Annotated in this window: 11 protein-coding genes and 1 pseudogene; 11 read left to right on the forward strand and 1 reads right to left on the reverse strand. The window is 59.8% G+C overall.

Features of this window, described 5'->3' with window-relative positions:
* Positions 1-6: 6 nt before the first annotated feature.
* The 9 genes and pseudogenes from fliM (at position 7) to HU736_RS00585 (ending at position 7342) form a co-directional block, all read left to right on the forward strand.
* Complete coding sequence (gene fliM, locus HU736_RS00545) at positions 7-975, forward strand: flagellar motor switch protein FliM (protein WP_101317862.1); 969 nt, start codon at positions 7-9, stop codon at positions 973-975.
* A 46-nt stretch (positions 976-1021) separates the two neighbouring features.
* The gene (gene fliN, locus HU736_RS00550) at positions 1022-1480 is read left to right on the forward strand and encodes a flagellar motor switch protein FliN (RefSeq protein ID WP_101317864.1); all 459 of its coding nucleotides are present in this window, start codon (positions 1022-1024) and stop codon (positions 1478-1480) included.
* On the forward strand, positions 1481-1936 hold the full coding sequence (gene fliO, locus HU736_RS00555) for a flagellar biosynthetic protein FliO (protein ID WP_101317866.1): 456 nt from the start codon (positions 1481-1483) through the stop codon (positions 1934-1936). It abuts the gene before it with no gap.
* Positions 1936-2691, forward strand: a complete 756-nt coding sequence (gene fliP, locus HU736_RS00560; RefSeq protein WP_103436657.1) for a flagellar type III secretion system pore protein FliP — start codon at positions 1936-1938, stop codon at positions 2689-2691. Before fliO ends, fliP begins: the two co-directional genes overlap by 1 nt.
* A 21-nt stretch (positions 2692-2712) precedes the next feature.
* Positions 2713-2982: a flagellar biosynthesis protein FliQ gene (gene fliQ, locus HU736_RS00565; RefSeq protein WP_101317868.1), complete on the forward strand. Its 270-nt coding sequence runs from the start codon at positions 2713-2715 to the stop codon at positions 2980-2982.
* Positions 2983-2988: 6 nt separating this feature from the next.
* On the forward strand, positions 2989-3765 hold the full coding sequence (fliR, locus tag HU736_RS00570; protein ID WP_101317871.1) for a flagellar biosynthetic protein FliR: 777 nt from the start codon (positions 2989-2991) through the stop codon (positions 3763-3765).
* 2 nt (positions 3766-3767) lie between these two features.
* Positions 3768-4907: a flagellar biosynthesis protein FlhB gene (gene flhB, locus HU736_RS00575; protein WP_186698648.1), complete on the forward strand. Its 1140-nt coding sequence runs from the start codon at positions 3768-3770 to the stop codon at positions 4905-4907.
* Positions 4908-5050: 143 nt separating this feature from the next.
* Positions 5051-5906: pseudogene (locus HU736_RS00580) on the forward strand (IS5 family transposase).
* 245 nt (positions 5907-6151) lie between these two features.
* Positions 6152-7342 carry a D-alanine--D-alanine ligase family protein gene (locus HU736_RS00585; protein WP_186698650.1) on the forward strand — a complete coding sequence of 397 codons (1191 nt, stop codon included), beginning with the start codon at positions 6152-6154 and terminating at the stop codon, positions 7340-7342.
* Here HU736_RS00585 and HU736_RS00590 read toward each other — a convergent pair.
* Complete coding sequence (locus HU736_RS00590; protein ID WP_225912953.1) at positions 7302-7994, reverse strand: GntR family transcriptional regulator; 693 nt, start codon at positions 7992-7994, stop codon at positions 7302-7304. The genes HU736_RS00585 and HU736_RS00590 overlap by 41 nt on opposite strands.
* A gap of 413 nt (positions 7995-8407) precedes the next feature.
* Here HU736_RS00590 and flhA point away from each other — a divergent pair, with 413 nt between their 5' ends.
* Positions 8408-10537 (forward strand): flagellar biosynthesis protein FlhA, encoded by a 2130-nt coding sequence (gene flhA / locus HU736_RS00595; RefSeq protein ID WP_103436659.1) that lies wholly within the window; start codon positions 8408-8410, stop codon positions 10535-10537.
* Between the two features lie 11 nt (positions 10538-10548).
* Positions 10549-11859: a flagellar biosynthesis GTPase FlhF gene (gene flhF, locus HU736_RS00600; RefSeq protein ID WP_101317881.1), complete on the forward strand. Its 1311-nt coding sequence runs from the start codon at positions 10549-10551 to the stop codon at positions 11857-11859.
* Positions 11860-11935 lie beyond the last annotated feature (76 nt).

Below are 11935 nucleotides of genomic sequence, written 5' to 3' on the forward strand. Positions count from 1 at the left end.
TCCGTAATGGCCGTACAGGACCTGCTGTCCCAGGATGAGATCGACGCGCTGCTGCATGGCGTCGACGATGGCCTGGTACAGACCGAAAGTGCTGCCGACCCCGGCAGCATCAAGAGCTACGACCTGACCAGTCAGGATCGGATCGTGCGCGGGCGCATGCCGACCCTGGAAATGATCAACGAGCGTTTTGCCCGCTACACCCGGATCAGCATGTTCAACCTGCTGCGCCGCTCCGCCGATGTGGCGGTCGGTGGTGTGCAGGTGATGAAGTTCGGCGAGTACATCCATTCGCTGTACGTGCCCACCAGCCTCAACCTGGTCAAGATCAAGCCGTTGCGCGGCACCTCGTTGTTCATTCTCGACGCCAAGCTGGTATTCAAGCTGGTCGACAACTTCTTTGGCGGTGACGGGCGTCACGCCAAGATCGAGGGGCGCGAGTTCACCCCGACCGAGCTGCGCGTGGTGCGCATGGTTCTGGATCAGTGCTTCGTTGACCTCAAGGAAGCCTGGCAGGCGATCATGCCGGTCAACTTCGAGTACATAAACTCCGAGGTCAACCCGGCCATGGCCAACATCGTTGGCCCCAGTGAAGCGGTAGTGGTGTCGACCTTCCACATCGAGCTCGATGGCGGCGGCGGCGACCTGCACGTGACCATGCCCTACTCGATGATCGAGCCGGTGCGCGAGATGCTCGACGCGGGCTTCCAGTCCGACCTCGACGATCAGGACGAGCGCTGGGTCAAGGCCCTGCGCGAGGACGTGCTCGATGTCAGCGTGCCGGTCACCGCCACGGTTGCCCGCCGCCAGCTGAAACTGCGCGACATCCTGCACATGCAGCCGGGCGATGTGATCCCGGTTGAGCTGCCCGAGCACCTTGTGCTGCGGGCCAACGGCGTGCCGTCGTTCAAGGCGCGGCTGGGCTCGCACAAGGGCAATCTGGCCCTGCAGATCATCGATCCGATCGAGCGCCGCTGACGGCGTGCCGGTCGCAACCCCGAATTGAATGCTTGTCGAGGACATTATGGCTAACGAAAACGAAATCACCTCTGCCGAGGACCAGGCCCTGGCCGATGAATGGGCCGCTGCGCTGGAAGAAACCGGTGATGCCGGCCAGTCCGACATCGATGCACTGCTGGCCGCCGACAGTGGCGGAGCCGGGCGTCTGCCGATGGAAGAGTTCGCCAGCTCGCCCAAGCCCAATGAAAACGTCAGCCTCGAAGGGCCGAACCTGGATGTGATCCTCGACATCCCGGTGAGCATTTCGATGGAAGTCGGCAGCACCGACATCAACATCCGCAACCTGCTGCAGCTCAACCAGGGTTCGGTGATCGAGCTCGACCGCCTCGCCGGTGAGCCGCTGGATGTGCTGGTCAACGGCACCCTGATCGCCCATGGCGAAGTGGTTGTGGTCAACGAGAAGTTCGGCATCCGCCTGACCGACGTGATCAGCCCTAGCGAACGCATCAAGAAGCTGCGCTGAGTGAAGCCGGTGATACGCGCTGTGGCCGCTGTCGCCACGCTGCTGGTCAGCGAAGTGGTGGTTGCCTCGCAAGCGCCTGCTGCTGCCCCGGTTACCGCCGCGACGCCGCCAGGTGGTCTGGGCGGGCAACTGGCGCAGATGGTCTTTGGTTTGTTGCTGGTGGTCGGCCTGATCTTCGCGCTGGCCTGGCTGCTGCGGCGCATGCAGGGCGCCGCGCCGCGCGGTGGCCAGGTGATCGAGATCATCGGCAGTCGCACCATCGGCCCGCGCGACCGGCTGTTGCTGGTGCAGGTCGGCAAGGAACAGATCCTGCTCGGGCACAGCCCAGGCAGCATCAAAGCTTTGCATGTGCTGGCCGAGCCGGTCGAGGTGCCTGCCAGTGCCCGCCCGGCGACCCCAGAGTTCGCCCAGCGGCTGTTGGAGCTGATGGGCAAGGATCAGAAGGACACCAAGTGATGACCGGCGCCGTGCGCATGCTGTTGACCCTGGCGCTGCTGCTGGCCGCGCCGCTGGCCCTGGCCGCCGACCCGCTGTCGATCCCCGCCATTACCTTGTCCAGTGGCGCCGACGGCCAGCAGGAGTATTCGGTCAGCCTGCAGATCCTGATGATCATGACTGCGCTGAGTTTCATTCCAGCGTTCGTCATTCTCATGACCAGCTTCACCCGCATCATCATCGTCTTTTCGATCCTGCGCCAGGCCCTTGGCCTGCAGCAGACGCCATCCAACCAGGTGCTCACCGGCATGGCCTTGTTCCTGACCCTGTTCATCATGGCGCCGGTGTTCGACAAGGTGAACAAGGACGCCCTGCAGCCGTACCTGAGCGAGCAGATGACGGCTCAGCAGGCCATCGACAAGGCCCAGGGGCCGCTCAAGGACTTCATGCTGGCGCAGACCCGGCAGAGCGACCTGGACATGTTCGTGCGCCTGTCCAAGCGCACCGACATTGCCAGCCCCGAGCAGGCACCGCTGACCATTCTGGTACCGGCGTTCGTCACCTCGGAGCTGAAGACCGCGTTCCAGATCGGTTTCATGATCTTCATCCCGTTTCTGATCATCGACATGGTGGTCGCCAGCGTGCTGATGGCGATGGGTATGATGATGCTGTCGCCGCTGATCATCTCGCTGCCGTTCAAGATCATGCTGTTTGTGCTGGTCGATGGCTGGGCACTGATCATGGGCACCCTGGCCGGTAGTTTCGGTGGCCTCTGACACCGTCAAGGAGAGCGTGGCATGACCCCTGAAGTTGCCGTTGACCTGTTCCGTGATGCGCTCTGGCTGACCGCCCTGATGGTCGCCGTGCTGGTAGTGCCGAGCCTGCTGGTCGGCCTGGTGGTGGCGATGTTCCAGGCCGCTACCCAGATCAACGAACAGACCCTGAGCTTTCTGCCGCGCCTGCTGGTGATGCTGGTGACGCTGATCGTGGTCGGGCCTTGGCTGGTGACCAAGTTCATGGAATACATGCTTGGTCTGTACACCAGCATCCCGCAGTTGATCGGTTAGCCGGCGATGCTGGAGCTTACCGACGCGCAGATCGGCACTTGGGTAGCGACCTTCATGCTGCCCTTGTTCCGCGTCACTGCGGTGCTGATGACCATGCCCATTTTCGGCACCAAGATGCTGCCGGCGCGGGTGCGCCTGTATGCCGCGCTGGCGATTACCGTGGCCATCGTGCCGGGGCTGCCGCCAATGCCGGAGTTCGACCCGCTGAGCCTGCGCGGGCTGATGCTATGCGGTGAGCAGATCCTGGTGGGCGCGCTGTTCGGTTTCTCGTTGCAGATGCTGTTCCAGGCGTTTGTCATCGCCGGGCAAATTGTCGCGATCCAGATGGGTATGGCATTCGCCTCTATGGTCGACCCGGTCAACGGCGTCAACGTGGCGGTGGTCAGCCAGTTCATGACCATGCTGGTGAGCATCCTGTTTCTGCTTATGAACGGCCACTTGGTGGTGTTCGAGGTGCTCAGCGAAAGCTTTACCACCTTGCCGGTCGGCAATGCCCTGGTGGTCCAGCACTTCTGGGAAATAGCCGGGCGCCTGAGTTGGGTATTTGGCGCTGGGGTGCTGTTGATTCTGCCGGTGGTCACCGCGCTGCTGGTGGTCAACGTATCGTTTGGCGTAATGACCCGTGCGGCGCCGCAGTTGAACATCTTTTCGATCGGTTTTCCGCTGACCCTGGTGCTCGGCCTTGGCCTGTTCTGGGTCGGCCTGGCCGACATCCTCTCGCATTACCAGGCACTGGCCAGCGAAGCGCTGCAGTGGTTGCGTGATCTGGCCCGGGCGCGCTGAGCATGGCAGAAAGCGAGAGCGGCCAGGACAAGACGGAAGACCCCACCGACAAGCGCAAGCGTGACTCGCGCAAGAAAGGTGAGATTGCCCGTTCCAAAGAACTCAATACGGTGGCGGTGACCTTGGCCGGCGCCGGTGGCTTATTGGTGTTCGGCGGTCATCTGGCTGACACCCTGATGGACTTGATGCGAATCAATTTCTCGCTGTCGCGCGAGGTGTTGATCGACGAGCGCTCGATGGGTCTTTTTCTGCTGGCATCAGGCCAGAAGGCGCTGTGGGCGGCGCAGCCATTGTTGATCATGCTGTTCGTGATTGCCTTTGTGGCGCCGATCATTCTGGGTGGCTTCATCTTCTCCGGCAGCCTGCTGCAACCCAAATTCAGCCGGATGAATCCTCTGGCCGGGATCAAGCGGATGTTCTCGCTGAACGCGCTGACCGAACTGCTCAAAGCGATGGCCAAGTTTGTACTGATCCTGTTTGTGGGCTGGATGGTGCTGCTCAATGACCGTGTAGCGCTTTTGTCCATTGCCAACGAGTCGCTGGAGCAAGCGATCATCCACAGTGCGGTAGTGGTCGGCTGGAGCGCGGTGTGGGTCTCGGCGGGACTGCTGCTGATCGCTGCGGCGGACGTGCCGTTCCAGCTCTGGCAGACGCAGAAAAAGCTCAAGATGACCAAGCAGGAAGTGCGCGATGAGCACAAGGACTCCGAGGGTAAACCCGAGGTCAAGCAGCGCATCCGGCAATTGCAGCGCGAGGTCTCGCAGCGGCGCATGATGGCGGCGATCCCTGATGCCGACGTGATCATCACCAACCCGACCCACTATGCCGTTGCCCTACAGTACGACCCAGAGAAGGGCGGAGCTGCGCCTTTGCTGCTGGCCAAAGGTAGCGACTTCATCGCCCTCAAGATCCGCGAGATCGGCGCCGCGCACAACGTGCAGATTCTCGAGTCGCCGGAGCTGGCGCGGGCGATCTACTACTCCACCGAGATTGAGCAGGAAATCCCTGCCGGCCTGTACCTGGCGGTAGCCCAAGTGCTGGCGTTCGTCTTCCAGGTCCGCCAGCACCGCGCCGGCAAGGGCAAACGGCCTGATCCGTTGAACAAAGACCTGCCAATCCCGGATGATCTGCGCCGGGAATAAGGTGCAGATGTGGGGGGGGGCGGAAAGTTAATCGAAGCCAAGAGTCCCTAGGTTCTGTACGAAATCCCGAGAAACCCAATCGGCGTCCCTCGGAAGCTGATTTTTTGTAAGGTTTCCAACCATCTACGGAAAGGAATCCTGTGATGGCAAAGCGTTACGAACTCTCGGATGAGGCTTGGGCTGTGGTTGCTGATCTCTTCACCGAAACCCATGGCCGGGGGCGGCCCCGCCTGAGCGACCGACTGATGCTCGATGGCGTGCTCTGGGTGCTCTGCTCAGGTGCTGCGTGGCGAGATATGCTGGAGCGCTTTGGCCCATGGTCAACGGTGTATCAACGGTTTCGGGTTTGGCGAAACCAAGGCACGTTTGATCAGATGCTCATACGCTTGCACCTGAGGTTGAATGAGCAAGGTTTGATTGATCTACAGACCTGGATGATCGACTCAACTGCTGTACGCGCAACCCGAGCCTCATCAGGCGCCGGGAAAAAAGGGGGCCTGACGAGCCTGCCGATCACGCTCTAGGCCGCAGTCGCGGTGGCCTGACAACCAAAATCCACATGCTCTGCGACGCCAACGGGACACCGTTGCGCTTCCTCCTCTCTGGCGGTCAAGTCAGTGACATCAGCTACGCCCAACCCTGTTGGACGAGGTCAGCATTCCATCGAGCCAACGTGGCCGCCCGCGTAAACGCTGTAAATGGTTGCTTGCCGACAAGGGCTACGATGCCGAAGCGCTACGCCGTTATTGCGACCGATATCGAATGCAACCCGTCATCCCGCTGCGCTCGATGAAGCGCAAACCCAAGCCTGGCTTACCAAGGCTGTTTGATCGGCCCAAGTACCGACAGCGCAACATCATCGAGCGCATGTTTGGCTGGCTGAAAGAGAACCGACGCATCGTGACGCGCTTCGACAAGCTCGCGAAAAGCTATGCCGCTATGGTCTCGCTGGCTTGTTCCATGCGGTGTTTGCGACATCTCTTTTCGTACAGAACCTAAGTTTCTTCTATCTGTAGCCCAATTACTCATCGCCCAGCCACTCTCTCGTCCTCTGGCCAGATCCGCAGCACACCGGCAAGCGTTGAATAGGCTTACAGGATCACTGCTGTTCAGCGCTCTCCCGGACTTCGTGCCGCTGATGCATTCGGGCGCGGATATGGCAATGGCTCGGATTTGTCGAGAAAAATTTCCGCTTGTTGATTTGCGGCTACCCCTGACTGCTGGGTCTAGCTCAGAGCTCTGCAATGGCATGGACTACGTTCCCTTTGGCCGGCAAGATGCCGTTTTCTTTTTATTGGATATTGGATACAGTAGCCAAGGATGCCAGTCTAGGAGCCAAGAAAATGAAACAAAATGTAATCGCGCTGATTTTTGGAGGGAGGAGTACGGAGCGCTCGGTTTCGCTCAGGTCGGCAGCTACAATTCATGCCGCGCTCGTGGAGTTGGGCAAGGAGGTCCACTGCATAGGGATAGATGAGCAGGGCATCTGGCGTTATCTAGGTCGACCCCACCTTTTTCCAGAAAACTGGGAGCCGTCGGCTCCGGTTGTCTCGCTGCGTCCTGGGTCTTGCTCAATTTTTCTAGGCAGCAGGGGCGTTGTGGATGAGATCAATATCGACATACTTTTCCCCGCACTGCATGGCCGTTGGGGAGAAGATGGAACGATCCAAGGATTGGCAGCAATGTGCGGCATTCCTTGTGTGGGGTCCGGGGTGCTGGGCTCCGCCGTGTCGATGGACAAAGACATAGCAAAAAGACTGCTCCAGGCCTGCGGCATCCGCGTAGCGCCATGGGTGTCGATGCGGTCACTACATCCTTGGGGGCGCCTGGTTGAGCGCCTGGGTAGCACGACACTTTTCATCAAGCCTGCCAACTCGGGTTCTTCCATTGGCATATCTCGGGTGACTGACGCTGCGGGGTATGCCGAGGCCTATGCCTTGGCTGTGCAACATGATCGAAAGGTGTTGGCAGAGGCCGAGATAGTGGGCAGAGAAATAGAATGCGGCGTGCTGGAGAGAGGCGATGGATTATTCGTCTCATCACTGGGTGAAATCATTAAAAATGAAGGGCAAGCCTACTACGATTATGAAGCGAAATATGACCGTCGTAGTGGTGCTGAGCTCCGCGTTCCTGCCGTGTTGCCTCTGGCCATCGCTGCGCGCATTCAGGAATATTCCAAGCAAGCCTTCGAGTGTCTCGATTTGAGAGGCTTGGCAAGAGTGGACTTTTTCTTGACGGATGAAGGAGAGGTGATCCTCAATGAGGTTAATACCCTGCCTGGTTTCACGAGCGCCAGCATGTATCCGAGGGTGCTGGAGTATTCCGGCCATCCGATGAGTCAGTTGGTCGAGATTCTCTTAAGAAATGCCTGCTTGCCAGCAGATGGAGAGGGCTCTATGACAGGTCTGGCTGGCGGCGCTTTTCAAGAAATGTAACGATCGAATCTCGTCCTTCGGACAGATGAGAGGCCAGGCATTTTTTTGCTGCCTCACGATCACCTCTAGAGCAAGCGCTCAAGATATCCTTGTGATCCTGCTGCGATTTATTATTGTAATCAAGATTGGTCAGCAAAAAACGAAGATGGCGATCCACAGAGTCGTGCAGCGTCTTTATCAATGCAAGCAATCTTGGGCGTCGCGCTTTTGAATAAAGGAGGTGATGAAACCGCTCATTAAGTTCGCTCAGCTGATGAGCGTCCGTAATATCGTCCATTTCGGACAGCAATTCAGACATTTTTGCGACATCATCGCCAGTGATGTCGCTGAAACCGAAATCAAGAGCAGCGCATTCGGCCATTATTCGCATATCATAAATTTCAACGATGTCTTCAATCGTCATGATGGCAACCGACGCCCCTTTATGGGCCTCATAAGAAACCAGCCCCTCTGCTTCTAGTTGCCTTATTGCGTCTCTTATCGGCATACGGCTCAAGCCGAATTTCGACGCGAGCTCTTCTTGGCGTAGAGGGGTACCTTCAGCAATGGCGCCTGAAAGTATGCCCGCTCTCAGAGATTCCACAACAAAATCCATCGCAGTTTTATAACGGTGCTTGTCCGAAATGATGAAGCTATCAAGAGAACTTGCCAAAATAATCCCCAGCCGAGCAAGGTAGCAGTATCGCTGGCGAAGGTAGCACAGACGCTAGCGAGCTGCCAGAATTCAGAAGGATGCCCTTGTCTTTATACACGCCGTTGATTTGGACTTTTTGATCGGTGGTTTAGAGGCACATCTAGGTAGCGAGATGACTTGTGTAGGTGCTTCACTATATAGCAGGACTGAGCTGAGACCGTAGAGCTCACAGGCAAGCACAGTTCAGATTTTGCCCGGCCCGCGCCGGCAAGGGCAAACGGCCTGATCCGCTCAACAAAGACCTGCCAATCCCGGACGATCTGCGCCGCGACAGCTGATCGCAGGCATCGGATGGCAAAGTTGGACAGCTTCTTGCAAAGGCAGCGCAGGCGCTCTACAGGCGTCAAAGTTTTGCTTGAAGAGGAATCGCGGTGGATCGCAGTCAGTTAATCAGCAACGCGCGCAGCAACCTGAGCGGACTCGGTCGGGGCAACCTGGGTGTGCCGTTGTTGCTGTTGGTGATGTTGGCAATGATGATGTTGCCGATCCCGCCGTTCCTGCTCGACGTGTTCTTCACCTTCAACATCGCCCTGTCGCTGGTGGTGCTGCTGGTCTGCGTCTATGCCCTGCGGCCGCTGGACTTCGCCGCGTTCCCGACCATTCTGCTGGTAGCGACGCTGTTGCGCCTGGCGCTCAACGTCGCCTCGACGCGGGTGGTGCTGCTGCACGGCCACGAGGGCCATGGCTCGGCGGGCAAGGTCATCCAGGCCTTTGGTGAGGTGGTGATCGGCGGCAACTACGTGGTCGGTGCCGTGGTGTTCGCCATCCTCATGATCATCAACTTCGTGGTGGTGACCAAGGGTGCCGGGCGTATCTCAGAAGTCAGCGCGCGCTTCACCCTCGATGCCATGCCCGGCAAACAGATGGCGATCGACGCCGACCTCAACGCCGGCCTGATCGATCAGGGCCAGGCCAAGGCGCGCCGCGCCGAAGTCGCCCAGGAAGCCGAGTTCTACGGCTCTATGGACGGTGCCAGCAAGTTCGTTCGCGGTGACGCCATTGCCGGCCTGCTGATCCTGTTCATCAACCTCATCGGCGGCGTGCTGATCGGTATCCTCTCGCACGGCATGTCGGGCGGGGAGGCCGGTAAGGTCTACGCGTTGCTGACCATTGGTGACGGTTTGGTGGCGCAGCTGCCATCCTTGCTGTTGTCCACCGCCGCCGCAATCATGGTGACGCGCGCCTCGGGCTCCGAGGACATGGGCAAGCTGATCAACCGGCAGATGTTCGACTCGCCCAAAGCCTTGGCCGTGTCGGCCGGCATCATGATCGTCATGGGCCTGGTCCCGGGGATGCCGCATGTGGCCTTCCTCAGTCTCGGTGTAATGGCCGCCGGTGGCGCCTATCTGGTCTGGCGCAAACAGCAGGTCAAGGCGGTCAAGGCGCTGGAAGAAGTGCAGCGCCAGCAGGATCTGCTGCCGTCGCCACAGCGCGCAATGGACACCAAGGAGCTGGGCTGGGACGACGTCACTCCGATTGACATGATCGGCCTGGAAGTAGGCTACCGGCTGATCCCGCTGGTCGACCGCAACCAGGGCGGCCAGTTGCTGGCGCGGATCAAGGGCGTGCGCAAGAAGCTCTCGCAGGATCTGGGCTTCCTCATGCCGACCGTTCACATCCGCGACAACCTCGATCTGCAGCCAAGTGCCTATCGCCTGACCCTGATGGGGGTAATCCTCGCGGAAGCCGAGATCTACCCGGACCGCGAGCTTGCAATCAACCCAGGCCAGGTGTTCGGTACCCTCAATGGTATCGCCGCGCGTGACCCGGCGTTCGGCCTGGAGGCGGTTTGGATCGACATCGGCCAGCGCGCGCAGGCGCAGTCGCTGGGCTACACCGTGGTCGATGCCAGCACTGTAGTGGCGACCCACTTGAACCAGATTCTGCAAAAGCACTGCCACGAACTGATCGGTCACGAGGAAGTCCAACAACTGTTGCAGGTGCTGGCCAAGGCCTCGCCTAAGTTGGCTGAAGAATTGGTACCAGGTGTCATTTCCTTGTCGGGGCTGCTCAAGGTCCTGCAAGCTCTGCTCTCCGAGCAAGTGCCGGTGCGCGATATCCGCAGCATTGCCGAAGCTATCGCCAACAACGCTGGCAAGAGTCAAGATAATGCCGCGCTGGTCGCCGCAGTTCGCGTCGGATTGTGTCGCGCCATCGTGCAAAGCATTGTCGGCGTTGAGTCCGAGCTGCCTGTTATCACCTTGGAGCCAAGGTTGGAACAGATTTTGCTCAATAGTCTGCAAAGGGCCGGGCAAGGTCAGGAAGATGGTGTTCTTCTTGAGCCGAGCATGGCCGAAAAGCTACAGCGTTCGCTTATCGAAGCGGCCCAGCGTCAGGAGATGCAAGGTCAGCCAGCTATCCTTCTGGTAGCCGGGCCGATCCGGGCGATGCTGTCGCGCTTCGGCCGTCTGGCTGTACCGAATTTGCATGTTTTGGCGTATCAGGAAATACCTGACAACAAGCAAGTCACCATCGTTGCCACCGTGGGCCCGAACGGCTGAGGTAGTGGAGTATGCAAGTTAAGCGTTTTTTCGCCGCAGATATGCGTCAGGCCATGAAGCTGGTCCGCGATGAGCTTGGCTCCGATGCCGCTATCATCGGTAACCGGCGCATTGCCGGCGGCGTTGAGCTGACCGCTGCACTGGACTACAAGCTGTCGGCGCTGGCGCCGCGGGTGCCCAACCCTGAGCTTGAAGACGAGCTGCGCAAGACCCAGTCGCGCATCGCTACCGCCCAGGCCGAACTGAGCAGCCGCAGCGATGCCGATGACGGCAACCGTCAGTTGTTTGCCGGCCTCTCGCTGACCGCTTCCGAGCCATTGGTCGAGCCGCACGTCGAACAGCCCGCCGCCCCGGCTGCGCCGGCAGTGGCGCCGGTTGATCCGCGCCTGTTCGATGCCATGCGCTCGGAGCTGTCCGGCCTGCGTGAACTGCTCGAAGTACAGCTCGGCTCGCTTGCCTGGAGCCAGTTGCAGGGCAGCAAACCGCTGCAGGCCAACCTCTGGCGGCGCCTGCAGCGTGTTGGCCTGACCGGTGCGCTGGCCCGTGAACTGCTCGACCTGACCGGCGAAATCGACGAGCCGCGGCAAGCCTGGCGGATGATCCTCGCGCACCTGGCGCGAATGATCGATGTACCCGAGATCGAACCGATCGAGGAGGGCGGGGTAATTGCCATGGTTGGCCCGGCCGGCATGGGCAAGACCACCACCCTGGCCAAGCTGGCAGCGCGTTATGTGCTCAAGTACGGCGCGCAGAACCTGGCGCTGGTGAGCATGGACAGCTTCCGTATCGGCGCTCAGGAGCAACTCAAGACCCTGGGCCGCATCCTCAACGTGTCGGTGACCTACGTCGACCCGGGCGAGTCCCTCGCCCAGGCCCTGGAGCCGCTGCTGCGCAAGCGTGTGGTGCTGATCGATACCGCCGGCCTGCAGGCCAGTGATCCGGCCCTGCGCATGCAGCTGGAGACGCTCGCCGGGCGCGGTATCGCTTCGAAGAATTATCTGGTCCTGGCAACCACCAGCCAGAAACAGGTGCTGACCGCCGCTTATCACAGCTACAAGCGCTGTGGCCTGGCTGGCTGCATCCTGACCAAGCTTGATGAAACCGCTTGTCTCGGTGAAGTACTGAGCCTGGCGATCAGTCATGAACTGCCCGTGGCCTATCTTACCGACGGCCCGCGTATTCCTGACGACCTGCACCTGCCGCGCAAGCACCAACTGGTCAGCCGCGCCGTCAGCGTGCAAATGCAGGAAGACCCCAGCGAAGAGGCCATGGCCGATATGTTCGCTGATCTGTACCACAACTCCGGCAAACGCGTGGGTTGAGGATGAACACAATGCAAAGTACCTACAGCAAGGGCTTCAATCACAGCCCTCCATGTGGCCTCGGTTCAAGCGCGAC

It is taken from the genome of Pseudomonas shirazensis, from assembly GCF_014268785.2.
Classification (GTDB): domain Bacteria; phylum Pseudomonadota; class Gammaproteobacteria; order Pseudomonadales; family Pseudomonadaceae; genus Aquipseudomonas; species Aquipseudomonas shirazensis.